This window comes from Rickettsia endosymbiont of Halotydeus destructor (assembly GCF_049278075.1).
Taxonomy (GTDB): domain Bacteria; phylum Pseudomonadota; class Alphaproteobacteria; order Rickettsiales; family Rickettsiaceae; genus Rickettsia.
Window position 1 is genome coordinate 14,892 of sequence record NZ_JAPNPB010000003.1, and the last position, 24,615, is coordinate 39,506.

Below are 24,615 nucleotides of genomic sequence, written 5' to 3' on the forward strand. Positions count from 1 at the left end.
TCTCGCAACGGCAGGAATCCAGCAAAGTATCACAAGGTCATCCTGAATTTATTTCAGGATCTATTAATGAGATGCTGAAACAAGTTCAGCATGACGTGAGGCTGGATTCCCGTTTTCACGGGAATGACATAGAACACGCTTAATCTATACACGCAACAATGACAAAAGCTACCTTTCAAAAACTGCTAGACCTTTTTTTAGGATAATCAAACCTAACCACATATACTAACTCTTTTTCATGCCCTTCTTCGAGTTCCTTAGCTGAAATATCAAACTCATAAGTTCTTTTATTAGTTATTATAGTCATATTCGTGTAAATACCCTTTTCTAAAGGCTTTATAAATAACCTGTTAGCTAACGAGGTTATTTTCCATGCGTAATTATCTCCTAAAACTATAGTTTGAATTTCTTCATTCTTAGCAAATTCAATATGAGATTGAAAACCGAAATGCAAGCCTAATTTATAAACCTCATTAGGGTTATATATATAAGTTCTTATTCTGTTATCAGTCGTTATAGCCAAATCATCCATATAATTATTATACGATCTAGATGATTCTAAAGGACACTCAGCTTTTACCGTAAAGCTATTTACTAATACTAAAACTAAGAAACAAAATCTAACTATTATCATCGTCTACCCTATATGCGTTTACTTGAAACCCTACCGGATTTATATCAAGTTCTGTATCCGTTAATTCCATCGGTATGTAACCGAAACTTATTACTGCTATCTTATTATAAACCTGTTGACTTCCTGAGGTTTCGGTAATCGAAAACCTTATTATATATTTATCTGCCGCCAACTGCGACCACGATTTTATTGTTAAAAAGGTAGTGTTGTCCTGTTTATATTTTAAAGTAGGATCAATATCTTTATTTCTTATATATCCTAGATAATTATAATAAACACTGCTTGTAGAAAATAATCGTACTGTCGTCCGCGCTGTAGTTGTAAAATCTACTGGATTATAAGTCTCTCTTGCCGTGATATATTTTTTAAGAAAATATCTTGCAAGAGAATCATCGGCAGTTAATAACGTTGAAGAGATAGGATTTACTACCGACGCTCTTCCCGTATCATCATCAAGCTGAATTACGAAAGGATCAAACTGTTTGGAATTTACTACAAAAGCGATTACTAAAGTAGCAACAATCATAAAAACTGCGAGGATTAACAATAATATTATTAATAAATTACGTTGCACAATTATTTTATTGGATCGTTCTTCATACCAGTTTTGAGTACGTCTTAAGGCATTAGGGGCTTGGTTATTTGCTGGATTCTGTAAATTACTTTCATTTTGTAGTTGCTCATTTTGCGATTTACCCGCGTTTGGTTTTAAGAAGCTAAATATTTTAAACATTATCTATATTTCACTATTTAAAGTATTATAAAAGCACTAATTTTTCAATTTTACAAAGAAAAACAATATTTAATTTTTAAATAATAACCTTTTTGTACTTATGCTATATCAATTAGTAAATTAACCGGTCTACGAACACAAGGGATAAAATGATCATTTGATTCGGCGGATACGCACGGGCTCTTTATTTCATAAGGAGCCGAAGGCGTACATGATAATAAATGCAACAGTATAATTAGCGATATTGAAATTTTTAATAATCTTAACATCATCCTTAATATTTATAAAATTCTTTGTTACGCTTTAAATTAACTGAGTATAAAATACTTCTCAAGCATTTTTTATAAAAAATTTGCTTTTATATAAAAATAAATTAAGTTCTGTGAATAAAATTTAAGTTATCGATAGCTAATTGATATAATAACGATCATTTAAAGATTTAATATTTACAAATCAGTTTTTTTAGTCCAAATTATATTTAATTATTAAGGACTATTTTGATATTGTAGCAACAAAATAGATTATTTACTAATTTAAACGGCTCGCTACGTTAATAAATAATAATTATATTCAAATAAATATGTTAAGCTTTAGCGAACTAATAATTAAGTAACTATGGATCCAATACTTAGTGCTGTACAAGAATATATTAAATCGGGTGATTATTTTGCCGATGCAAGAAAATGGTATAATTTTAAATATATAACTCCTTTAAGCCAGAGGTCTTTGTTATTTTTAGCCTGTATTATCTTCATAGCATTACTTTTAACAATTTGTTTAGCTATTAACGCTTTGTTACCTATAAATCAAAAGATAAGTTATGCAATAAACTCTAACAAAGAAAAGCACGCAACGATAATCAATACAAAGCAATCAACACAACATGATCCTTATAATTCCGTTGCTAATATTATAATTAGAAATTACGTAATGCAGCGAGAAGCATATGATTATGATATGCTAAAAAAACAATTTGTTTTTATCCAAGATACTTCTACTCGTATAGTTTATATACAATTTGCTAATTTTATGAATATCGATAATCCTTTATCACCGGTTATGCGATATCAAAAACTATTTAGACGTTCTATTAAAATATTAGCAATTACTAACAATAATAATAATGAAATAATTGTTACTTTTGAATCACTAGCGAAAAATACTACCGGTGAAATTTTAGAAAATATGGTATGGGAAGCAACAATAGGTTTCGTGATGGATCAGATTAGTCTAGATTTATCTCCGGGATCACCTTATAATTTTACTGTTACTAGTTATAAATTAAAATTATTAAAAGATAAAAATAAGAAGTAATATGAAACAATTATTGTTATTTTGTATATTAATATTCGGGGCGCTAAACGTCTTTGCTATTATAGCCTCAAGACCACTTGGCACAGACCCACGAATTAGATCTATAGTTTACAACCCCAATGACGTTTTCGAATTTATTGGTTATTATGGCTATCAAGCAAGTATAGAACTTGCAAGAGATGAAGAAATCGTTAGTATTTCGATGGGTGATACTACTTCATGGCAGATCGTAACGGCTGGACATAGAATTTTTATAAAACCAATGGAGCAAGATGCCACCACTAATATGACTCTTATCACCAATAAACGTACTTACTTTTTTGAATTATATGCAAAAGAAACGCTTGATATAAGAGATCCAAACTTAACTTTTAATGTAAGATTTATTTATCCTGATGATGAAACAGATAGTAGCGGCCATATGCAAACTTACGCGACATCTTCAGCAAGTCCTGACTTAGGCCACCCTGAAAAATACAATTTTAATTATTATATTAGCGGCAACGAGGAAATCGCTCCTATCAAAATTTTTGATGATGGAGAATTTACTTATTTACAATTTAGAGATAAAAATGCCAAAATACCGTCTGTTTTTGCCGTTGATGATGCTTTAAGGGAATCTATGGTAAATTATCGCTTAGATCAAACCACTCCTAACAGAATCATCCTTGAAGGGGTTTTCCCAAAATTATCGATACGCGAAAGTAAAAAAGTCACATGTGTATTTAATGAATCTTTTAAGGCATATTAATGTATCCTCGCAATGACGATATAAATTTATGCATCTTTTAATATATTTTTTTGCTTTAATAGTTTTAACATGTGGGTTATTTATAATGCTTACAAGTCATAATTATATTCATAAAATTATAGGGCTTGGGGTTTTTCAAAGTTCCGTATTGATTTTTTACTTAGCCCTCGGCAAAGTTAACGGCGGTAGCGTTCCGATTCAACAAGCTGAAATGACAGTATATTCTAGCCCTCTACCTCACGTATTAATGCTTACGGCTATTGTCGTCGGATTTGCTACTTTATCGGTAGGGCTGAGCCTAATATATCAAATCTTCAGACAATTCGGCACAATCTCGGAAGATGAAATTAATTTTTAACTATAATAAATGACTTTACTAACACAACATTTCCCGTCTTTACAGATATTATTACCTTTTTTTGGCGCTTTACTAATAATATTAACCTTCCAACGTATTTTTATTGCCAGGTTAATTGCTATTACCTGCGTTTTTGCAAATTTTATCCTTAGTATCTATGGCTTTATTATCATAGACGGTGGGCAAGTATCCTATACCTTTGGAGGGTGGAAGCCGTGGGTCGGTATTGAGTATCAATTAACTTACTTTAATCAACCTATTATTATATACCTTAATTTTATTTTGCTATTTTTCTTGTTTTTTTTCAACAAGCTTACTGAGGATACGGTAACAAAATTCATTAACGATAAAAGAAAATCGCTATTTTATTCGGTATTATTATTTGCTCATACCGGTTATTTAGGGATGGTTAGTACTAACGATTTTTTTAATCTCTACGTATTTATTGAAATTGCCTCGCTTAGCAGCTACGTTTTAATGGCGCAAGGTAATAACCCGAAAGCTTTAGTCGGAGCTTTTGATTATTTAATAATGGGCAGTATCGGCGCAACCTTCATACTGATAGGCATTGGGTTTTTACTTAGTTTTACCGGCAGCCTTAATATGCTAGATGCTACTGCTCGTATTCAAGGTTACTATAATTCTCGAATAGTAGTAGCAGGTATTAGTTTCTTTTTAATCGGCGCTATCCTTAAAACCTCTTTCTTTCCTCTACATTTTTGGATGGTAAGAGCATATACCGGTATTGCTCCGATTATTTTAACTTATCTTGCCGGTATTTCCACCATAATAGGTATTTATATAATATTTAAATTTAGCCGTTTAGTATTAAATTATGACGAAATAGCTACGCCTTTAGCAAATTTTATAAGGCCAATAGCTTTATTTACAATTTTTATAGCCCCCTATTTTGCTTATAAGGCAAAAAATCTGAGAACTATTATAATTTACTCTAGCTTAACACAAATCGGTTATGCCTTTCTGTTGCTGGCAGTAAAAGAAGGGGAGACAATTTTACCAACATTTTTAATAGCCGACAGTTTTAATAAAATCGCCTTATTTTTAATGGTTGCCTGTCATGAAGCTTATGGTAAGTTTATTCAGGAAAAAATCTCCTGGCGTATTTTAGTGATAATTAGCGTTATTTGTAGTACCGGTTTACCTATTAGCCCGTTATTTATGATTAAAATCAACATTTTCGACTTACTTATTAGACAAAATTTGTGGCTAGATTTTATCATTATATTAATTAGCTCAATAGGATCGCTTTTTTATCATTATAAAATAGTTAAAATATTATTTTGGGAACAACGTAGTAACGCTAGCTCAATAAAAACCTCGTCATTGCGAGGAGATTCAATAGCCACGACGCGGCAATCCAGAAAAAATTAGCAAATAATGCTATGAAAATTATTATTTTCCAGATTGCCACGCTCCTTGCAGTCGTTCGCAATGACGTTAATATTAAAAACAACAACCATGATTGAATTATTTGCCGTACCTAACCTTTTGATATTTTCGACATTATTGGTCGGTATGTTAAATTTAATTATTCCTTTTGTTACTAAAGAAGATAGCTTTATTCGTAATTTTTTACTAATTGCAGTGAGTATTTTTTTCTTCGGTAATATTTTAATTATCGATTGGTTATTTTTGAAAGGCATAAGAACTAATATTACATTTCATATATCGGGCAATTATTCCATAGGCTTGTATCTTGAGCCTTTGGGGCTTATTTTTCTTAGTTTACTTGGGTTTTTATGGATATGCGCTCTACTTTACACGCCAAAATATTTAGCAATTAATAATATTAAAGATTCGGACAGGTTTCTATTCTTCTTTAATACAAGTATACTTGCCGGCGTTTTTATTGCTTTATCGGCTAACCTTTTCACAATGTTTATTTTTTATGAACTTCTAACTTTATCTACTGCTTTTCTTATCGGTCATTCCACCTCGACTAACGTTATAACCGGTTTATATAAATATTTAAAAATTCTGATGATTTCAGCGATGTTATTATTTCTACCTGCCATATTAATAATTTATGCTAAAACAGGCGGTGGAGATTTTACAAGCGGAGGATTCATAAGAGATTATTTTTCTAAAAATGAATCCATTATTTTGCTGTTAATGTTTATTTTCGGCATAGCGAAAGCAGCTTTATATCCTGTACATTCATGGCTGCCGGCGGCTATGGTCGCTCATTATCCCGTGAGTAGCCTGCTACATGCCGTGGTGATAGTTAAAACCGGTCTGTTCTGTATTTATAAAATTTTGATATACATATTCGGTTTGTCGTATCTACAATCAATATTTACACCTTTTAACTGGCTATTATTTTTTCCAATAATAACCATATTTTACAGTTCATTCAAAGCGCTAGGGACGGATAATATTAAGAAAATTCTTGCTTACTCAACTATGAATCAATTAGGCTTAGCTTTGCTTAGCGCATTTATGCTTACCCCAAAAGCATTAGGAGCCGCAACGTTACATCTTGTTTCCCATTCGTTTACTAAAATTTGTTTATTTTATAGCATGGGAAGTATTTATAGCTTGAAAAAAACTAATCAGGTGCAGGATTTAGTCGGCGTAAGCAAGGAGCTACCGAAAATATCTTTTATCATATTTATTGCTTCGCTATCATTAATAGGAATCCCAATTTTCAGCGGCTTTATTAGTAAATTCTCGATACTCCTTGCAGCTGCCGAACAAGATCAAATCCTAGTAATGACAGTTATAGTAATTAGCAGTATATTCTCGGCTCTTTATCTTATAAAAATACTGAGTTATATCTATAAACCACGATTAGAAGAGCAGGCAGAGGCAACAAAAAAACTGCCATACTCTATGCAATTAAGTCTGATTACCTGTTCGTTAGCAATAACATTATTTTATTTTATCCAAATCTTACTCAAGGAATTTCTAGCATATATTATATAATTATTGTGGATAATCAAATTATCTGATAATATTATTATATGATTTTTATGGAGAAACAATATGGCACAAGTTATTAGAGCAACGGAACTAGTACGTTCTTTTTCAGATATTATGAACAGGGTTTATTATAAAGGAGAAAGTTTTGATATTCAAAAAGGACATAATATAGTAGCAAGAATTTCGCCCATAGAAAATAAACCTTCTATACCGACAAAAACTCTAGGGGATTTTTTTAAAAATGCTCCTAAACTTGATCCTGATGATGCAGATCAATTTATAAAAGATATTTATAAAGCACGACAAAAATACGACTTTAAAAAGGATAATAAATGGGATTAATAATTGATACCTCTATAATTATAGCTTTAGAAAAAGGTAAATTAAATCCTGAAGTATGGGAAGCATATGAACAAGGATATATTAGTCCTATTACATTAACAGAATTATTAATAGGTGTCGATAGAGCTGATAATGAAAATAGACGTATAAAACGTTTAGCTTTTATTGAGCATATATTAGCTTCACTTATTATATTACCTTTTGGAGGAGAAGAAGCACGAATATACTCAAAAATCATCCATAATTTATATAAAGAAAGAATAACTCTTGATACTAATGACATGCTAATTGCTACATCGGCAATCGCAAACGGTTATCCTATACTTACTTTGAATGTAAAAGATTTTAAAAAAATTCAGGGGCTAGAAGTAATAACAGTCTCTTTGAAAGATTAAGATGTTTATCCAAAATAATCTACTATCATTTCCCCTAACTAGTTTTACTCTTATCTTCGATTTCAGTCCGCAAAATAAATTAATAGCGCTGGCATTTTTAATTATTGCGGTAGTAACTGGTCTATACGCAGTTAGTCAAAATAGAAAAACTGAAGCTTTAATAGGTAGTTTATATTGCCTATCTTCGCTTACCTGCTTATTTGCAGGTGATTTTATTTCTATGGTTATCTTCCTCGAATTCATGACTATATTTGCCTGTGTGCTTATTTTTTACGGCGACCGTGCAAACAGCATGAAATTTGCAAGGCAATATTTCCTTACTCATCTATTCAGTAGCGGTTTAATTCTTATTGGGATTAGCTTTATAATTGCTAAAACTAACGATATAAAAATTATATCCTTAACTGAATTAGCTAGCAATTATGACTTACCTGCAATATTGATACTTATCGGCTGTTTAATCAATATCGGTTGTGTGTTTTTTAACGGCTGGATGGTCAACTGCTATCCTGCTGTTTCCAGTTCCAGTTTTATATATTTAATTAGCTTCACTAGCAAGGTTGGGGCAATAATATTGCTTAAGTTATTTAGTGGTCTTGCTATTCTTAAATTTTTTGGCATAGCAATGATTATATACGGCATGATATATGCTTTAATTGAGCAAAACCTCAAAAGATTATTATGTTATCTTAATATTGCTCAGCTTGGTTTTATAGTAATAGCTATTAGTATAAACTCTAATATGTTAGCCTATGCCGTTACCGGTTTTCTCTTTATCCATATATTATATAACGGCTTACTCGCTATATATATCGCCGTAATTACCGATTCACAAAATATAAAAAATTATTCCGAACTTAAAAATATTTCATTATTACAACATCCCATATTATTAATTAGTTTAATAGTTGGTATATCAATAGCTGCTGGTCTGCCGATATTTGCTAGTTTTACTACCAAAATTGCTCTAATGAATTTAATAGAAGATAATATCGGTTATTATGCTGTACTCTTTTTAAAAATATCTAGCTGTATAATATTATTTTCAATATTTTTAGAACATGGGTTTTTATCAAAACCCTCAACTAATTCTGTAAAATTCCCGGTAAATTTTATTCTTCTTATTTTCCTTATTACTACCTTAACTATTTGCTTACTATTACCGCAAATATTATTAATTACTTGGCAAGGTTATCCTCTACAAATATTGGAGATACAGAAACCCGAAATAGTAAAGCAAATAATTATCATAATAGCTTCAGTAATCTCCGTCTTAATATTTAGAAAAATTCCAAGATTTTCAACAAAATCTATTAATCTTGATTTATTTCAATTAAGCGAGATAACTATAAGATACCTTGCCGATAAATATAAGAAAGAAAATATTGAGCAGGAAGAAGCACAGCAATATTCTTACTTAAAACCTTTCATACAAAATATTTTACATAAAATAACTGCTTTCCATAACCAGCAAGCTAGTATATTTATGGTAGTATTTTTATTAATTAGTTTGATTGTAACTTTTATGATATGAAATTATTTTATAGCTCTTTTATAATTTTTTTATTAAATTTCCCTTCTTTTACCAACTCTAATACTGAGAAAATTATGAAACCACCAATAGCCGATAAACAATCCTTTAGCTTTGACATTCACGGACAGAAAATTAGCGATGATTATCATTGGTTACGTGACCCTAAATGGCCAGAGGTACAAGATCCAAAGATTTTGGAATATTTAAAAGAAGAAAATAAATACACCAAGAATTTCTTTGCTGATTTACAAAATGAGAAAGAAAAGATTTTTGAAGAATTAAAATCTCGTATCAAATTAGATGATATATCTACTTACACTAAAAAAGAAAATTATTATTATTACCATAAAACAGAAGCTGATAAGAATTATCCGATATATTGCAGAAAGCACGGCACCCTACAAGCGCAAGAAGAAATAATATTAGATGTTAATCTTCTAGCTAAGAATAATAAATTTACGCAAGTAGGTTCAGTTGCTATATCTCCTGATCAAAATCTCATGGCTTATAGTGTTGATTTTAATGGTGATGAGAAATACGATATTAGAATATTCGATCTTAAAGCCCAAAAATACTTACCCGACGAAATAAAAGGCATTAGCGGAGCTATAACTTGGCATGAAAAATTAAACGGTTTCTTCTACGTTACGATTAACGAAAAACAGCGTCCGGATAAAATTATGTTTCACCGCCTTGGTGAAAACCCAGATAATGATAAATTAATATTTCATGTAAAAAATCCCTTGCATTTTGTTAGTACCGGAAAATCTTCAAGTCGGAAGTATATTTTTATTCATTCCGGTGATCATAATGAAGATGAGGTTTATATAATTTCAATGCAAGATGCAAGCTTTACCCCAAAATTACTGCGAGCTGCTCAAAATAACATATTTTACGATATCGATCATAACGGTGATTATTTTTATATCAAAACCAATTTAGGTGCTAAAAATTTCCGAATCACCAGAGTAAAAATAGATAATCTTGAAAATATCAATTGGGATGATAACTATATTAAGGAAGAGAAAGATAAGTATTTAAAAAGCTTCGATATCACTAATAATTATTTGATATTAAATTATCGTGATCAGGGCTTACCATTAATTAAAGTCAAAAACCTTAAAGATAGCACAGAAAATAATATTCATTTTCCCGATAGCGCTTTTGAAGCTAGTAGCTATTCCACAAATTTCGACGAAGACGATATTAGAGTAAATTACTCTTCACTAGCGAGACCCGCTACTACTTATAGTTACGATTTTAATAATGATAAATTATCGATATTGAAAGTACAGGAAATTCCCAGTGGTTTTAATCCAGATGAATATCAAGTAGAGCGAATATTTGCCGATAACGAAAATGTACGTGTTCCGATTACGTTATTGTATAAAAAATCCTTGTTTAAAAAAGATGGTTCAAATCCTTTATATTTATACGGTTACGGCTCTTACGGTATTAATATGCCCGCTGCATTTAGAAATACCGCTATTTCCATTGCTGATCGTGGGTTTGTTTATGCACTTGCTCATATTAGAGGTGGTGACGATCTTGGTCATGATTGGTATGAAGCAGCTAAATTCTTAAATAAAAAAAGAACATTTGAAGATTTTATTAGGGCTACCGAAACATTAATTAAAGAAAAATATACTAGTAAAGGTAATATAGTGATAGCCGGCGGAAGTGCCGGGGGAATGTTAATCGGTTATGTTATTAATGAAAAGCCAGAGCTTTATAAAGTTGCTATTGCTCACGTGCCGTTTGTTGACGTGTTAAACACTATGTTAGATGAGAGTTTGCCGCTAACTCTTCTGGAATATAAGGAATGGGGAAATCCTAAAGAGCTAGAATATTTTAATTATATCAAATCCTATTCTCCTTATGATAACGTTAAGCCACAAAACTACCCTGCTCTATTTGTAATTTGCGGTCTATCTGACCCACGTGTAGGTTACTGGGAAGCAGCAAAGTGGGTTGCTAGGCTGCGAGACTCTAAAACAGATGATAATATTTTACTGTTAAAAACCAACATGGAATTTGGACATCAAGGTGCATCAGGTCGTTTTGACTATCTCAAAGAAGCAGCCGATGAGCTAGTGTTTATTTTTAAGATTTTTGGTAAATAAGCTTGAGATACCGCGGCTTGTACTATACGAACTTTGAGGATGTTATTCCTAGCTGCGGCGAGCTTTGTTGCAGGGCTCAAATTTTTGATGTCATTCCCGTGAAAACGGGAACCCAGGCTTTACTTTGTCATGCTGAACTTGTTTCAGCATCTTTTTGTAATTAGATCCTGAAATAAATTCAGGATGACTATAATTTTCTGGCTTCCCGCTTTCGCGGGAATGAGACACCGAGGACGTTTCAAGTATCTATATAACTACAACTCCCTAATCCTCGCTACTGGTTTTAATGATAACTCTTTAACAAAATTTAAAAATTGGCTAATAGAATCTACAATATCGTCATTTTTCACATGTGGAAAATATAATAGTTCTTTCAAAATTGTATTATTTAATGTTGACTGCTTAGGGATTAAAACCTTAGATGCTTGAAATAATGGTACTACCGACGCAAATCTGGTAATTTTATCAAGCTTCGGTTTTATACCGATTATACGTATATTATCGCTAAAGCTTCGTAAGTCCTGAAGTATTTGTTGCCCGCTGGCTTTATCTTCAATTAATATATATCGTGGATTATATTGCTCCGCTAATTTCTCTACTAAATTTTTAAGTTCAGGGTAGGCAAGTTTTTTTCGCATCATTGTAACAAGATAGTATTTTTTATCCAGAATTCCCCAAATGGTACAAACGCTATAATCGGAATTTTCTGAAATTTTAATGGCCGTATCCCAGCTCTGAATAAAATAGTCAAACTTTTCCGGTAAAAAATCATAAAAACTAATATCTTCAATATTAAGCAGTGAAGACCCTTTAGGTAGAGGTTGTTGTAAATATTGCGCTGAGTAATTAGAGCTACCTATTTCTTCCTCTAATTTAATTAGCTCACTCGGAGAATCTTTAAAATTATCTAATATACTGCCACTAAGGTATTGATATTCTTTTATTTGTCTATCTATTGTTAAATTAAAAAAATAATCTTTATCAGCGATGGCCGGAATTTTTAAATGATACCAGGAATTAGAATTTGCTAAAAGATAGCCGGTTAAATCTTCCTCATGTAATCTTTGCATAACTAATATTATTGCTCCAGCATTTCTATTATTCAGTCTGGTTACAAAAACCTGTTCAAACCACTCAATTACTTTTTTACGCATTTTATAAGAATTTATTTGGCCAGGGTTATGAGGATCATCGATAATTAAAATATCCCCGCCCTCACCTGTTGCTGAACCTCCAATGGAAGTCGCAAATCTGAAACCGTTAACTGTAGTTAAAAATTTACTTTTTTGGTTATGTTCTTTGCTTAAAATAGTATCCGGAAAAAGTTGCTTATACCAATTAGAGGATAAAACAAACCGGCAATCTAAAGAATGTTTAATACTTAATATTTGCGAATAGCTAGCAGTCATAATTCTTTTAGTTGGATCATGCCCTAGTATCCAGGCTGCCCAGGCAACGCTAATACACAATGATTTTAGAGACCTTGGCGGTACATTAATTATTAAACGTTTAATATCGCCGTTTTGCACTGCCTGTAAATAATTGCTAATTAGCTCGGTATGCCAATTTAGACGGTATTCTACGCCTGGATTAATAGTATTAAAAACTTTAATAATAAAACTATGAAAATCTTGACGTAATACAGCATTTAGTAGATCTTTCGAGTAAGGCATTGATATTTATGTTTTTTTATATTTGTAAGCAGATTAACATAAAACTTTGTTGTGATTAATCGGTGATGCTGTATAATTTTTAAAAAATATATTACGACTTATGATATTACCTAAAATTATTTTAGTTTTTGCTATCCTGCTAGGTTTTACTAGCTTAGTACATGCTGAAAATACGGATATTGATATAGAATCTTTTTATACTACCGAAGATACTGAAAGTGGGGATTTTACTCCTAATATTGAGAATACTTTACCTAGTTCCGATAATATTGAGCTTAATAATAATGCGGAATTAAAAAATTATCAGCAGGGCAAAATTATTGCTTTAAACAAAATTACTGCCGCTTCGCAGGAGTTAATTTTTAAAACTGGTGAAGAAAAATATTTTAGTAATATAAAAATTAAACTACATAAATGTATTAAAAACCTTGATCCTTATAAAGAAGACAATTATTTATTATTAACAATTACTGAATATAAAATTGATGAAGACCCCAAATTACTTTTTCAAGGATGGATGCTAAGTAGCAGTATCTCACTCTCCACTTTTGAACATCCAATTTATGAGATTTTCGCTAAAGATTGCCTGTAAGATATTGATATGTATAATTATTTAATTTTTGGCTTAATATTTTTAATTCCTGCTATCGGTATAATAGGTGGATTATCACTTGCAGCTACCATACCTATTTTTCTAATAATTATTTTATTTTCTATAAGAGATAAAATAACATTTCAATTTTTCATTAACTATAAATTAGAATTATTATTTACTAGCTGGTGTTTTATATCATGCTCCTACGCCATTAATCCTATAAATAGTTTACTAACTTTTTTACAAGTTTTTTCGGTGTTATTTCTAGGTTTTATTGTTAATAACCACCTAAATAAATCTATATTTTATAATAACCAAACTATTAAATGCTACCTTATAAGCGGATTTCTTTTAGCAATAATTTTATTTTTTATTGAATATCTGACTAATGGTTTAATAACTAAATTTTTTCGTGCTATTTTTCAGCCTTCTTCTACACAAAGTTTTAACCTTTTTATGCTAGATCGAGGTTGCGCATTACTCGCAATCACTGCATGGGTAATAATAGCAATCTTAATTTCTTATAGAAAAACTTTTATTTCCTTATTATTTTACGCATCAGTGCTTTATTTACTGTTTATCTCTGATAGCTTAGCAAGTTTTCTAGGTTTTTTAGTTGGAGGATTAACATTTTTAATTAGCAAAATAATAAAAAAAATATTTTTTCGGTTAATAACTATAAGCTTAATAGCCGGCTCATTATCAATTCCAATGATTATGAGTAATATAAATCCACAATATATATCAGAAAAATATTCTACAGCTATTCAGGACTCAGCAAAACATCGACTATTTATCTGGCATTTTGTTGCCGATAAAATTGTAGAAAAACCAATTTTTGGATATGGATTTGCTTCTTCAAAATATATAGAGGTGAAGGATAATGAAATAATAAAATATAATAATATGGCATGGCATCCTTTGCCTTTGCACCCTCATAATAACATACTACAAATTATTCTTGAAACGGGTTTGATTGGATTTCTATTATTTTTAGCTTTAGTTTATAAATATCTTAAACAAATTAATAATTTACCAATAAACTATCGTTCTATTTCCTATGCCTGTTTTATAAATTATTATATTATTGGTATGATTTCTTATAGTATTTGGCAAGTATGGTGGGTAGCCGTCAGCATTTGGGTATTGATCTTAATGAAGTTACTAGTCAAACCTGATATAATAATTGATAATTAAGATTGATTGATATAATCTAGGGAAATATAAAATTCATAGATGTCATTGTTGCTAGCTCGAATTTTCGATGTCCTTCCCCGGGTAGGCACCGTTGCGTAGAGCAATTGTACCTCATCATTGCGAGGAGATTTGAAAAATCGACGTGGCAATCTAAAAAATAGTAAAAAATGTTATGAAAATTATTATTTTCTAGATTACTCTGCTCCTTGCAGTTGCTCGCAATGACGATGAAGGAAATCGTACAAAAAATACCAAAACATAGCTACCAAAATATAAACAATATAATGTTGCAAGAATCAAAAATTTTACAGGAATATTTACCGATCAGCGTTTTTTTTGGTATCGCGGTATTAATCTCAACGTTAATAATGATTTTACCGAATTTATTAGCTAATAAAAAATATAATAAAGATAAATTAGAGCCATATGAATGCGGCTTTGAACCTTTTAGCGATGCACGAGCTAAATTCGATATACGTTTTTATTTAGTCGCTATTTTATTTATTATTTTTGACCTTGAAGTGACGTTTTTAATTCCATGGGCTTTAACTCTTGGAAAAATCGGTAAAATAGGTTTTTTCTCAATGATGTTTTTCCTCTTTGTGCTTATTATAGGATTCATATATGAGTGGAGGAAAGGAGCTCTGGAATGGGAATAATCATATACTCAAATGATTTTAAGAATTACTCTTTCATTTTATCGAGAACTCCTGTACTCATGTACTAAGTGTACATTCCGTGCAGTCGTCCCTCAAAATAAAATTTAATTCTTAAAATCATTTGAGTATACTCGATGAACTATGCATCGCACAGGGACATGTCAACTTTCGGAATTAAAAATTATATGAAAAATAATTTTCAGGCAGAAAACGAATTAATTAGCGAAGAGCTTTCTAATCGTGGTTTTTTATTAACTACGGTTGATGACGTAGTCGGTTGGGCACGAGCAAATTCTTTGTGGCCAATGACTTTCGGGCTTGCTTGCTGTGCGGTTGAGATGATGCAGGCAGCAGCTAGTCGCTATGATATGGATCGTTTCGGGATGTTATTTAGACCGAGTCCGCGGCAAGCTGATTTAATGATAGTTGCAGGCACTTTAACTAACAAAATGGCTCCGGCACTGCGCAAAGTATACGACCAAATGGCTGAACCTAAATGGGTTTTATCTATGGGAAGCTGTGCCAATGGCGGCGGGTATTATCATTTTTCCTATGCGGTAGTGCGTGGTTGTGACCGAATCGTACCGGTTGACGTATATGTTCCCGGTTGCCCGCCGACTGCCGAAGCTTTAATTTACGGATTAATGCAGTTACAAAAAAAGATTAAGCGTACTACGGGCTTTAAGTATGACGGCAGAAAATATGAATGATTCAGTAGAAATTATTAATAAACTTATAGCTAAGCATAATATCAATGCACAACCTATAAAGGTAAAAGATTTTATAGCGTATAAAATAGAGGCTAATAATTTATTATCATTTCTAACGATTTTAAAAGAGTCGGAAGATTTACGTTTTACTATCTTAACTGATTTATTCGGTGCAGATTTTCCGGAGCGTGCTAGAAGATTTGAAGTAGTTTATAACCTACTAAGTTTAAAATTAAATAGGCGTTTATTGCTAAAAATTGCTGTTGCCGAGAATGAAACTCCGCTTTCTATAACTAAAATATTTAATGCTGCCTGTTGGTATGAGCGTGAAATATTTGACATGTTCGGTATAAGTTTTGAAAATAGCCATGATATGCGGCGTATCTTAACCGATTATGGCTTTGAAGGACATCCATTACGTAAAGATTTTCCGTTAACAGGTTATACGCAAGTTAAGTATGATGAAACTTTACAAAAAGTGATATATGAACCTGTCAAACTTGATATAGAGTATCGAGAATTTGATTTTTCTTCACCTTGGCAAGGTCCGAGTTACGTGTTACCGGGTGATGAGAAGACAACCAATGTCATTCCTGCGAAAGCAGGAATCCAGAAATAGAATTAATAAAAAACTTTACTAACATTAATATAATCAAAGGCACTATGATTTCTTTCAAAGACGCAATTAAGAATGTCAAAAAAAAAGGTGTGCCAATTAATTTTATACTTCTTAAAGATGTAGAAGCTGGAGTGGATCAAGAATCTTTTAACATTTTCAAGGAACTAGAAACACCTTATGTAATTTTTAGTTCTGTTACAAACACTTTAAAGCATATAGTAATTATTCCTTCAAATCGTTCATTTATAGAATATAACGATACAAGTAAGGATGATAAATGGGAAATATCTACTGTATTTGGTAATCCCGGTACAGAAAATAGTAAGGAATCAGATATAGTTCGGGGTATTATTTTTGATCAAATAAAAATGGGCAATAATAATGATACTTATAAGAATATATTGGAAATAATTAATGGCTTCAATACAAATGAGCGTTGCGTTATGCTGGTAGGTGAAAATTCTCCTAAATATGATTTTTACCATTCTAATCCTTTACCAGCTGATTATTTTGAGATAGACGATGCTTTACAGGTATTAGGTATTGTTCAGGATTAAAAAAAAATAATTTTAAAATAATACATTTATTATGACCGATAACCCCAAAACTATAACTTTAAATCTTGGCCCTCAGCATCCGGCAACGCATGGAGTGTTGCGGCTAATTTTAGAAATGGATGGCGAAGTAGTAAATCTAGCCGACCCTCATATCGGTTTGTTACATCGGGGTACTGAAAAATTAATTGAGCACAAAACTTATCTGCAAGCCATACCTTACTTTGATCGGCTGGATTATGTGTCCCCAATGTGTCAAGAACATGCTTTTGCTTTAGCAGTTGAGTCGCTACTTGGCTGCGATGTGCCACGGCGTGCACAGTTTATTAGAGTTATGTTTTCTGAACTTACCCGCATTCTGAATCACACTTTAAATATCGGTAGTCAAGCGTTAGACGTCGGGGCGACTACTCCTTTATTATGGCTGTTTGAGGAACGTGAGAAAATTATGGAATTTTACGAGCGTGTTTCAGGTTCTCGCATGCATGCCAATTATTTTAGACCAGGGGGTGTTGCACAGGATTTACCAGATCGCTTATTAGAAGATATCGCTATTTTTATAGAGCAGTTCCCTGCCCGCTTGCAAGACGTCGAAACATTACTGAATAACAATAGGTTATGGAAGCAAAGATTAGTCGATATCGGTGTTGTTTCACAGAAAGAAGCTATGGATTGGGGATTTTCCGGCCCAATGCTTAGAGGATCAGGAATTGCTTGGGATTTACGTAAATCAAACCCTTACGATATTTATGATGAAATGGATTTCGATATCCCTATCGGCAAATCAGGCGATTGTTATGATCGATATTTTGTTCGTGTTGAAGAAATATATCAATCATTGAGAATAATTAAGCAATGTATTGAAAAAATGCCGCAAGGGGAAATTAAAACTAATGACTCTAAAATTGCACCGCCCTCGCGTGCTAAAATGAAAGAATCTATGGAAGCCATGATTCATCATTTTAAGCTTTACACTGAAGGTTACGACGTACCAAAAGGAGAAACTTACAAAGCAGTGGAAGCTCCAAAAGGCGAGTTTGGTGTATATTTATATTCTGATGGCAGTAACAGACCATATCGATGCCGAATTAAAGCTCCAGGCTTCGCTCACCTTCAAGGACTTGATTTTATGGCGAAAGGTCACTTGATGGCTGACATAGTGGCTATTATTGCTACGCTTGATATTGTATTTGGCGAGATTGATAGATAGTAGTTATTATAAATATTAGAAAGATTCTTATGTCATTCTTAGCTAAAAGCAGGAATCTAGAAAATAAACTAAAAAATGAAAACATATTGGGTATATATATTATGCTCTGATCGCAATGGTACCTTATATATTGGTATTACTAATAATATAATACGTCGTGCTTATGAACATAGACAAAAAACAATAAAAGGTTTTACTTCAAAATATAATATTATAAAGCTTGTTTATACAGAAGAATTTGCTGATATCAAAGAAGCACTTACAAGAGAGAAAAACTTAAAAAAATGGAAACGTAGCTGGAAAATAGAATTGATAGAAAAAACTAATCCCGACTGGAAGGATTTAGTTGAATAGTTTTCTGATCGTAGCCCTGGAACTTTTTAAATGATTCCTATGTCATTCCGTTGATCGCAGGAATCCAGGAAAAAATATAATACGGCAAATTTTTAAAATTAAAAGCTCGATTTATCTCGCTTTATGCTGGATTCCTGCGATCAACGGAATGACATTAACCTATTTATTATAAATATATGACTACAAAAATTATAAATTTCACATTTGATAAGAAAAATTTAAATTTAGCAGAGGATATTATAAAAAAATATCCGGCGGAAGGCAAAAGAAGTGCTATTTTACCCCTGCTTGATCTTGCTCAACGTCAAATAGGCGGCTGGCTTCCTAACGCTACTATAGAATATGTCGCAAACTTACTTGATATGCCTTATATGCGCGCTTACGAAGTAGCAAGCTTTTATACTATGTTTAATTTAAAGCCTGTCGGCAAACATCATATTCAAATATGTACTACTACACCTTGCTGGCTTCGTGGTAGCGATCAAATAGTTGAAGCTTGCGAGCGAACACTAAAAATTAAATGCGGTGAAGTAACGCCAGATAAAAAGTTTAGTTTAGTAGAAATAGAATGTTTAGGAGCTTGCGTAAACGCTCCCGTTGTACAAATTAACGATGACTATTTTGAGGATTTAACCGCAGAAAAAATGGAAGAAATAATAAATAAACTTCAAAATGACTAAGCTCTTATTACTTATAATTAAATTTTATCAATTTTTTATATCACCGTTACTCGGCAATAATTGTCGTTTCTACCCTACTTGCTCCGAATATGCTAAAGAGGCTGTAACACTGCACGGCAATATGAAAGGATTATGGCTAACTTTTAAACGAATAATCAAATGCCAACCATTTTGCGATGGTGGATATGATGCCGTTCCAGGTCAAAATCATAGTACTGGAAAATTTTTAAAAAAATCTCGATGTCATTCCCGCGAAAGCGGGAATCTAGACTTTTCTACCTTCGTCATTGCGAGGAGGTATTTATGCCGACGAAGCAATCTAATAAAATTTAAGAGAGATTGACACGTCACTACGCTTCTCGCAATGACGAGTATAAGTATTCTCTGAGTTTCTGCTTTTAGCTAGGAATGACATAGGAACTATAACACAAAATTGCTTTTAGCTAGGAGTATAATGAATTTAGTCCCCTTGCCACGCGAGTTTTTCGCTCGTGATACCAATATAGTGAGCCAGGAGCTAATTGGTAAAGCCCTATATTTCCAAGGTAAGACGGCTATTATTACCGAAACAGAAAGTTATATCGGTCAGGATGATCCCGCCTGTCATGCTGCAAGGGGCAGAACTAAAAGAACGGATATTATGTTTGGTCCGGCGGGCTATAGTTATGTTTACTTAATTTACGGAATGTATTATTGTTTAAATTTCGTAACCGAAACGGAAGGTTTCCCTGCTGCAGTATTAATAAGAGGTGCGCATATTGTTACTCCTGAAACTCAATATCTCAATGGACCGGGTAAATTATGCCGATATTTAGGAATTAATATTTCTCATAATAAATATGATCTTATTAATAATCCTGAATTTTTCGTAAGTGATATAGGACTTAAACCTTCTTTTTCTATAACCTCTCGTATCGGTATTACTAAAGGCATAGATAAACTATGGCGCTATGTTATTAAAGAATCTCTTGATTTATCAAAATTATAAAATAATAGAAAATTCAAAACTTAAGGTTTAGGTTCTGAAAACAAAATTAGTTAGTATAATGTAGGATTTTAGATAGTTTAGGAAAAGTAATATTTTTTATTTTGATTGTATAAATATATACTTTACAAGAGCATATATCTAGTATAATAAAAAGTAGGAATAACAATTAAAGGTAAAACTATGAGAAAAGAAAGATTATTAGAAAAATTTGGAAATATATATATTGATTTTGTGCGCGATAGCGTATTAAAAGGAATGGAGGAAATTGTAAATAATGAATATAATGAACTTATGCCTAACCAATTAGAGCTTCTAAAAATTATAGTAGCCACAACTATTGATAAAACTCTACATTCTACCTTACTTATGCTACAAGAATATGAGGAAGAAATGCAATTAATTATGCTTGATGAAGATTATCATGAGCGTTCTTTGGGCAAAATTAGTGATAATCTATGTGAGAAATTATATGGAAAAGATGGATGGATAAAGAAATATTCTAAATATCCTACGCGAATAGAAGAGTTGGAAAATTTTAACTAAAAAAGCTAAAATTTATATGACACAACGCAGTATTTTTGCGTTGAAAAATAGAATGATTAAGCTATTTAAATTTTTTTATTGGTTTTATAATGTGAGGAAAATTTAAAATTATTATTTTAGTTAAAAATAGATTTAGGCTTTGATTTGATAACTTATTATTTATGAGCAGCAACTTAAATAAATTTTTTATCATATTTTTTAGCGTAATAATGCTATTGTTGTCTTTTACCGCTTTTGCATAGTCACGGATAAAATTACTGCTAAAACTAAAAAATTTTATTGAAAAGATCGAACTACAAAAAACTGAATTGCAAGAAAGCGTAATTGCAACTTTTTATAAGGGAGAGGCTGTTTATAAAATAACTTTTTGGAAATCAAAAAGGTGATATAGAAGCTATTACCAAGGAAACTTTATTTTTTTCTAGCATCAAGTCTTAAAGGCTGTTTCGTCATGAGTAATTGAGCTAAAAAGACTTAATTTTCACTTCAGTTATATTAATGATATTACTGCTTTTATTGGTTTTATACAGTCAGAAGAATTAAGAATTATTATTTTGTTAACTCAGGATTCTAGATTTTCTCTTAAAAAAAGTTTTAATTTTGGTCCCATTATATTGATTAATAAAAGAATTTACAAAAACTGATTTTAATACGACCTATTTGCAATAAATTTAATAAGAGAAGAAAGATAGTCTTTATAAATATTTTGTGGTGTAATGTGTGCTAACAATTTATTAGCCTCATTTTCTAAAATATTTAAATGATCTATAATTTGCTTTTTTATATTATTTTTTATTATTAAAACTTGTATTTCCTGAAATTCATCGTTAGTACGCTTATCAGCTTTAATCATATTTTCAAGCCTTAACTTGCCTACTTCATCTAATTTTTCATATAAAAAAATTAGCGGTAACGTAACTTTTCCTTCTAGAAAGTCATCCCCAATATTTTTCCCAACTTGCTTACTGTTGCCTAAATAATCAAGTAAATCATCGATAATTTGAAATATATTGCCTAATAACTTACCAAAATTCTGCATTACAGTAGAAATAGCAACGGATTGCCCGGCAATAACAGCGCCAACTGCGCAGGAAGCACCGAATAATTCAGCAGTTTTCGAGCGAACTATTTCATAATATTCTTCTTTCGTAATAATTCGGTGTTCATTCAGTTTTACTAGCTGCGCTACTTCTCCTTCAGAAATAATTGCTGAGGCTTTTGCTAAAATTTCCATAGCTGGAACAGAACCGGAAGCTACCATTAATTTAAAAGATTGACTGAAAAGAAAATCGCCAACTAAAATACTAGTTTTACTTCCCCAAATCACATTTGCCGTAGGTTTAAATCTTCTCATAGTGCTATCATCCACCACATCATCATGTAGCAATGTTGCGGTATGGATAAATTCCACAGCACTGGCAAGCTTTATATGATCGTCACCTTGATAGTCAAATATTTTGCTAGTTAGAATAGTAAGAAGGGGGCGTATTCTTTTCCCCCCTGCTTCTAGTAAATATTTTCCGACGCACTCAATTAACTCTTCATCACTTTTTAAACAACTAATAATTAAGATATTTAATTTAATGATCTCATCTTTCAAATCATGCTGTATTTTTTCTATAATGTCCAATTTTCAAACCTTATTTTTTAATTTTTTGTTATGTCCTTCCCGTGAAAGAATTGTTGCGTGGATCATATTATCGTATTAAGGTTAATGCAAGTACAGTGTCATGCCGTGGCTTGACCACGGCATCCAGAAAAAAACCTTAAAAAGAGACTGGATACCGTGGTCAAGCCACGGCATGACACTGTACACTTTGTAACGATTTCGATCCACCGCAACAAGGCCTTCCCAGGAATGACATCTAGAATGCTTTATTTTATAATTTCTTGCCAAAGGTTTTTATTAATCTCTTGAAACTCCGGCAATATTAATTGTTCTAATATTTTTTGATGTTGATTGAAATCAGGTATTAACTCCTGCATTTTTTCTTTTATATTATCTCCTGGCTTAACTTCTCTCATCGCACTTTTATATAAAGATAAGTAATATAATGGTATAATTTTATTTATATCGTCAATCTTTCCTATTTTAGAATTATTGAAATTAGCTAAATCCAATTCATACTCAAAACTTATATCATTTGAGGTTGAATTAGGATGATCCGAGATAGTTTTTAAAAAGGATTGTAAAGCGCTTTTATGTACAACTCTACTCTCATCTGAAAAATCTTTAAATTTTCCTAAATTATAAAAATATGGACTTAACATATCTATTATTTTGCAATAATTATTAAATATTACTATTCCTTTACTCACAGATTTTTTAAGTATGTTTAATGTAGTTTCATTAGTTAAATTAAAGCCGGAATTACCTGAGAATAAACTTAAATTATTTATTTGCGCTCTGGTCACCTGATTTAATTGCGTAATTAAATCTATATCCAAGGCAAATGTATATCCACGATTTTCAAGAGGAGTGAAATCAAACTTATCTTTATTGTTAATTATATATATAAGTTCTTCTTCGGTCCCCTTAAGTTCGGTAAGATTTAATAAATATGCTTGCCTATTATTATAGATTTCACTATAGGTTTTTATATTATTTAATAATTTTTCTATAAAACCTTGATTTAACTTAATTTGTGAATCAATTTTAAGAGCTATATTATTATTACCTAAATCATCCAATTTACCCTTATATAATAAGCTTGCGGAAGCCTCATAATTATTACTCGTAATTTTTGCATAATTTATTTTTATTGCTAAATCTTTAGCTAGATCGTTAAAATTTGATGTTTTAGTCTCAATATAAAATTTACTATCAAAAGTAAATTTCTCCGGCCACGCAAATCTATAGAATAATAATCCAGCGGGTATTATTCTATCCACAAGATTACTTTCCAATATTTTAGTTGAATAAGTAATATCTAACTTCTGCGGTATATTATTCAAAAAATCTTCTTTATTTAAATAGTATTTACTTTTATTAAAGGCTAAAAAAAATAACGTATAATCTTCTTCATAAAGTTTTTTATTATCGACTAAGTCAAAAATTTCTATTTTATCAGATTGAAATTTTAAGTTTTTTATTAAATTGACAACTTCAAATAAATCTTTTTGATACCAAAATATTTTAAATAATCGAAAACTTAAAGGAATTTTAACGGATAAAATATTTCCTTTATTATTATATTTTACGCCAAAGCCTCTTTCTATAGGTTTATGCCATCCTATTGCTTCTCCGCTGAAAGACAAGAATAAATGTTGTTTTAATAAATCATAACCGATATGAATAGGAAAATTAGTTTCAATTTTTCTGGTCGCACTTTCTTCCGACCAATTAATTATATTAATAGCAAATTTAAAAGGAAAACCCTGAGGTTTAACTTTAGAGAATTTTATAAAATACGGTTCATTAATATTTAATTCTTTCGCATCAATATAACGATTAGCATATTGCTTATTAATATAGTTTGATAAAGAGAAAAGAAGTGCAAACCATATTGCAGTATATGATAATAGAAGTGTTACAAGTAAAGCTAATATTAACTTAAGCTTTTTTTTCATTGGTATAATAATTTTAAATGCTTACAATATAAAGTGGTATACCGTGTCAGTGTTGCGCGCGTGGATATACCCCACGCGTCATTGCGAGGAGCGTAGCGACGCGACAATCTAAACAAAAAATATCTGGATTGCTTCG

General features: G+C 31.4%; 26 protein-coding genes and 1 pseudogene. 21 read left to right on the forward strand and 6 right to left on the reverse strand.

The genetic code is table 11. The features are described from left to right. Positions 1–175: 175 nt before the first annotated feature. From OTR29_RS03690 to OTR29_RS03700, 3 genes are all read right to left on the reverse strand, one after another. On the reverse strand, positions 176–634 hold the full coding sequence (locus tag OTR29_RS03690; RefSeq protein WP_422229320.1) for a TrbG/VirB9 family P-type conjugative transfer protein: 459 nt from the start codon (positions 632–634) through the stop codon (positions 176–178). Then, positions 621–1,370, reverse strand: coding sequence for a VirB8 family type IV secretion system protein (locus tag OTR29_RS03695; protein WP_422229504.1), 750 nt, complete (start codon positions 1,368–1,370; stop codon positions 621–623). Before OTR29_RS03695 ends, OTR29_RS03690 begins: the two co-directional genes overlap by 14 nt. Before the next feature lie 95 nt (positions 1,371–1,465). Continuing rightward, positions 1,466–1,636, reverse strand: coding sequence for a DUF2706 domain-containing protein (locus OTR29_RS03700; protein ID WP_422229506.1), 171 nt, complete (start codon positions 1,634–1,636; stop codon positions 1,466–1,468). Between the two features lie 346 nt (positions 1,637–1,982). Here OTR29_RS03700 and OTR29_RS03705 point away from each other — a divergent pair, with 346 nt between their 5' ends. From OTR29_RS03705 to OTR29_RS03745, 9 genes are all read left to right on the forward strand, one after another. Then, on the forward strand, positions 1,983–2,681 hold the full coding sequence (locus OTR29_RS03705) for a VirB8 family type IV secretion system protein (RefSeq protein ID WP_422229321.1): 699 nt from the start codon (positions 1,983–1,985) through the stop codon (positions 2,679–2,681). Position 2,682: 1 nt separating this feature from the next. Next, positions 2,683–3,432, forward strand: a complete 750-nt coding sequence (virB9, locus tag OTR29_RS03710) for a P-type conjugative transfer protein VirB9 (protein ID WP_422229322.1) — start codon at positions 2,683–2,685, stop codon at positions 3,430–3,432. Between the two features lie 28 nt (positions 3,433–3,460). Further along, positions 3,461–3,790, forward strand: coding sequence for a Na+/H+ antiporter subunit C (locus tag OTR29_RS03715; protein WP_422229323.1), 330 nt, complete (start codon positions 3,461–3,463; stop codon positions 3,788–3,790). 9 nt (positions 3,791–3,799) lie between these two features. Then, a complete protein-coding gene (locus tag OTR29_RS03720; protein WP_422229324.1) occupies positions 3,800–5,182 on the forward strand; it encodes a proton-conducting transporter transmembrane domain-containing protein in 1,383 nt (460 codons plus the stop codon). A gap of 87 nt (positions 5,183–5,269) precedes the next feature. Further along, positions 5,270–6,736 (forward strand): proton-conducting transporter transmembrane domain-containing protein, encoded by a 1,467-nt coding sequence (locus tag OTR29_RS03725; protein WP_422229507.1) that lies wholly within the window; start codon positions 5,270–5,272, stop codon positions 6,734–6,736. Positions 6,737–6,796: 60 nt separating this feature from the next. Further along, positions 6,797–7,075 (forward strand): antitoxin, encoded by a 279-nt coding sequence (locus OTR29_RS03730; protein WP_422229325.1) that lies wholly within the window; start codon positions 6,797–6,799, stop codon positions 7,073–7,075. After that, positions 7,066–7,470: a PIN domain-containing protein gene (locus OTR29_RS03735; RefSeq protein WP_422229326.1), complete on the forward strand. Its 405-nt coding sequence runs from the start codon at positions 7,066–7,068 to the stop codon at positions 7,468–7,470. The genes OTR29_RS03730 and OTR29_RS03735 overlap by 10 nt, the downstream gene beginning before the upstream one ends. A gap of 1 nt (position 7,471) precedes the next feature. Continuing rightward, the gene (locus OTR29_RS03740) at positions 7,472–9,004 is read left to right on the forward strand and encodes a proton-conducting transporter transmembrane domain-containing protein (RefSeq protein ID WP_422229327.1); all 1,533 of its coding nucleotides are present in this window, start codon (positions 7,472–7,474) and stop codon (positions 9,002–9,004) included. Positions 9,005–9,078: 74 nt separating this feature from the next. Next, entirely contained in the window at positions 9,079–11,127 is a 2,049-nt protein-coding gene (locus OTR29_RS03745; RefSeq protein WP_422229328.1) for a S9 family peptidase, read from the forward strand. A gap of 254 nt (positions 11,128–11,381) precedes the next feature. On the opposite strand, the gene terL is transcribed toward OTR29_RS03745, so the two are convergent. Then, a complete protein-coding gene (gene terL / locus OTR29_RS03750; protein WP_422229329.1) occupies positions 11,382–12,800 on the reverse strand; it encodes a phage terminase large subunit in 1,419 nt (472 codons plus the stop codon). A gap of 100 nt (positions 12,801–12,900) precedes the next feature. Between terL and OTR29_RS03755 the strand changes: the two genes are divergently transcribed. The 12 genes and pseudogenes from OTR29_RS03755 (at position 12,901) to OTR29_RS03810 (ending at position 20,909) form a co-directional block, all read left to right on the forward strand. Beyond that, positions 12,901–13,392, forward strand: a complete 492-nt coding sequence (locus tag OTR29_RS03755) for a DUF2155 domain-containing protein (RefSeq protein WP_422229330.1) — start codon at positions 12,901–12,903, stop codon at positions 13,390–13,392. Positions 13,393–13,401: 9 nt separating this feature from the next. Then, on the forward strand, positions 13,402–14,592 hold the full coding sequence (locus OTR29_RS03760) for an O-antigen ligase family protein (protein ID WP_422229331.1): 1,191 nt from the start codon (positions 13,402–13,404) through the stop codon (positions 14,590–14,592). A 284-nt stretch (positions 14,593–14,876) separates the two neighbouring features. Beyond that, on the forward strand, positions 14,877–15,251 hold the full coding sequence (locus OTR29_RS03765; protein ID WP_422229332.1) for an NADH-quinone oxidoreductase subunit A: 375 nt from the start codon (positions 14,877–14,879) through the stop codon (positions 15,249–15,251). A gap of 185 nt (positions 15,252–15,436) precedes the next feature. Then, positions 15,437–15,961 (forward strand): NuoB/complex I 20 kDa subunit family protein, encoded by a 525-nt coding sequence (locus OTR29_RS03770; protein WP_422229333.1) that lies wholly within the window; start codon positions 15,437–15,439, stop codon positions 15,959–15,961. Next, positions 15,954–16,580, forward strand: coding sequence for an NADH-quinone oxidoreductase subunit C (locus OTR29_RS03775; RefSeq protein ID WP_422229509.1), 627 nt, complete (start codon positions 15,954–15,956; stop codon positions 16,578–16,580). The genes OTR29_RS03770 and OTR29_RS03775 overlap by 8 nt, the downstream gene beginning before the upstream one ends. 44 nt (positions 16,581–16,624) lie before the next feature. Then, positions 16,625–17,137 carry a hypothetical protein gene (locus tag OTR29_RS03780; protein WP_422229334.1) on the forward strand — a complete coding sequence of 171 codons (513 nt, stop codon included), beginning with the start codon at positions 16,625–16,627 and terminating at the stop codon, positions 17,135–17,137. A gap of 31 nt (positions 17,138–17,168) precedes the next feature. Then, the gene (gene nuoD / locus OTR29_RS03785; protein ID WP_422229335.1) at positions 17,169–18,344 is read left to right on the forward strand and encodes an NADH dehydrogenase (quinone) subunit D; all 1,176 of its coding nucleotides are present in this window, start codon (positions 17,169–17,171) and stop codon (positions 18,342–18,344) included. Positions 18,345–18,419: 75 nt separating this feature from the next. Next, positions 18,420–18,698, forward strand: a complete 279-nt coding sequence (locus OTR29_RS03790; protein ID WP_422229336.1) for a GIY-YIG nuclease family protein — start codon at positions 18,420–18,422, stop codon at positions 18,696–18,698. Positions 18,699–18,874: 176 nt separating this feature from the next. Further along, positions 18,875–19,378 carry an NADH-quinone oxidoreductase subunit NuoE gene (gene nuoE / locus OTR29_RS03795; protein ID WP_422229337.1) on the forward strand — a complete coding sequence of 168 codons (504 nt, stop codon included), beginning with the start codon at positions 18,875–18,877 and terminating at the stop codon, positions 19,376–19,378. Beyond that, positions 19,371–19,577 (forward strand): annotated as a pseudogene (gene yidD, locus OTR29_RS03800) (membrane protein insertion efficiency factor YidD); the annotation flags it as partial. The gene nuoE and the pseudogene yidD, both read left to right, overlap by 8 nt. Before the next feature lie 255 nt (positions 19,578–19,832). Continuing rightward, positions 19,833–20,366, forward strand: coding sequence for a DNA-3-methyladenine glycosylase (locus OTR29_RS03805; protein ID WP_422229338.1), 534 nt, complete (start codon positions 19,833–19,835; stop codon positions 20,364–20,366). Positions 20,367–20,546: 180 nt separating this feature from the next. Beyond that, the gene (locus tag OTR29_RS03810; RefSeq protein ID WP_422229339.1) at positions 20,547–20,909 is read left to right on the forward strand and encodes a hypothetical protein; all 363 of its coding nucleotides are present in this window, start codon (positions 20,547–20,549) and stop codon (positions 20,907–20,909) included. A 646-nt stretch (positions 20,910–21,555) separates the two neighbouring features. Here the strand turns inward: OTR29_RS03810 and OTR29_RS03815 are convergent. Both OTR29_RS03815 and OTR29_RS03820 read right to left on the reverse strand, forming a co-directional pair. Further along, a complete protein-coding gene (locus OTR29_RS03815) occupies positions 21,556–22,539 on the reverse strand; it encodes a polyprenyl synthetase family protein (protein WP_422229340.1) in 984 nt (327 codons plus the stop codon). A 245-nt stretch (positions 22,540–22,784) separates the two neighbouring features. Then, positions 22,785–24,479: a hypothetical protein gene (locus tag OTR29_RS03820; RefSeq protein WP_422229341.1), complete on the reverse strand. Its 1,695-nt coding sequence runs from the start codon at positions 24,477–24,479 to the stop codon at positions 22,785–22,787. Positions 24,480–24,615: the final 136 nt, after the last annotated feature.

Excerpts from the sequence above, each read along its gene's own strand:
- OTR29_RS03765 (WP_422229332.1), top strand. The coding sequence starts at position 14,877 with ATGTTGCAAGAATCAAAAATTTTACAGGAATATTTACCGATCAGCGTT.
- OTR29_RS03805 (WP_422229338.1), top strand. The coding sequence starts at position 19,833 with ATGAATTTAGTCCCCTTGCCACGCGAGTTTTTCGCTCGTGATACCAAT.
- OTR29_RS03715 (WP_422229323.1), top strand. The coding sequence starts at position 3,461 with ATGCATCTTTTAATATATTTTTTTGCTTTAATAGTTTTAACATGTGGG.
- OTR29_RS03760 (WP_422229331.1), top strand. The coding sequence starts at position 13,402 with ATGTATAATTATTTAATTTTTGGCTTAATATTTTTAATTCCTGCTATC.
- OTR29_RS03790 (WP_422229336.1), top strand. The coding sequence starts at position 18,420 with ATGAAAACATATTGGGTATATATATTATGCTCTGATCGCAATGGTACC.
- OTR29_RS03725 (WP_422229507.1), top strand. The coding sequence starts at position 5,270 with ATGATTGAATTATTTGCCGTACCTAACCTTTTGATATTTTCGACATTA.
- OTR29_RS03780 (WP_422229334.1), top strand. The coding sequence starts at position 16,625 with ATGATTTCTTTCAAAGACGCAATTAAGAATGTCAAAAAAAAAGGTGTG.
- OTR29_RS03810 (WP_422229339.1), top strand. The coding sequence starts at position 20,547 with ATGAGAAAAGAAAGATTATTAGAAAAATTTGGAAATATATATATTGAT.
- OTR29_RS03705 (WP_422229321.1), top strand. The coding sequence starts at position 1,983 with ATGGATCCAATACTTAGTGCTGTACAAGAATATATTAAATCGGGTGAT.
- OTR29_RS03730 (WP_422229325.1), top strand. The coding sequence starts at position 6,797 with ATGGCACAAGTTATTAGAGCAACGGAACTAGTACGTTCTTTTTCAGAT.
- nuoD (WP_422229335.1), top strand. The coding sequence starts at position 17,169 with ATGACCGATAACCCCAAAACTATAACTTTAAATCTTGGCCCTCAGCAT.
- OTR29_RS03700 (WP_422229506.1), bottom strand. The coding sequence starts at position 1,636 with ATGTTAAGATTATTAAAAATTTCAATATCGCTAATTATACTGTTGCAT.
- OTR29_RS03770 (WP_422229333.1), top strand. The coding sequence starts at position 15,437 with ATGAAAAATAATTTTCAGGCAGAAAACGAATTAATTAGCGAAGAGCTT.
- OTR29_RS03735 (WP_422229326.1), top strand. The coding sequence starts at position 7,066 with ATGGGATTAATAATTGATACCTCTATAATTATAGCTTTAGAAAAAGGT.
- OTR29_RS03745 (WP_422229328.1), top strand. The coding sequence starts at position 9,079 with ATGAAACCACCAATAGCCGATAAACAATCCTTTAGCTTTGACATTCAC.
- virB9 (WP_422229322.1), top strand. The coding sequence starts at position 2,683 with ATGAAACAATTATTGTTATTTTGTATATTAATATTCGGGGCGCTAAAC.
- OTR29_RS03740 (WP_422229327.1), top strand. The coding sequence starts at position 7,472 with ATGTTTATCCAAAATAATCTACTATCATTTCCCCTAACTAGTTTTACT.
- nuoE (WP_422229337.1), top strand. The coding sequence starts at position 18,875 with ATGACTACAAAAATTATAAATTTCACATTTGATAAGAAAAATTTAAAT.
- OTR29_RS03775 (WP_422229509.1), top strand. The coding sequence starts at position 15,954 with ATGAATGATTCAGTAGAAATTATTAATAAACTTATAGCTAAGCATAAT.
- OTR29_RS03755 (WP_422229330.1), top strand. The coding sequence starts at position 12,901 with ATGATATTACCTAAAATTATTTTAGTTTTTGCTATCCTGCTAGGTTTT.
- terL (WP_422229329.1), bottom strand. The coding sequence starts at position 12,800 with ATGCCTTACTCGAAAGATCTACTAAATGCTGTATTACGTCAAGATTTT.
- OTR29_RS03820 (WP_422229341.1), bottom strand. The coding sequence starts at position 24,479 with ATGAAAAAAAAGCTTAAGTTAATATTAGCTTTACTTGTAACACTTCTA.
- OTR29_RS03720 (WP_422229324.1), top strand. The coding sequence starts at position 3,800 with ATGACTTTACTAACACAACATTTCCCGTCTTTACAGATATTATTACCT.
- OTR29_RS03690 (WP_422229320.1), bottom strand. The coding sequence starts at position 634 with ATGATAATAGTTAGATTTTGTTTCTTAGTTTTAGTATTAGTAAATAGC.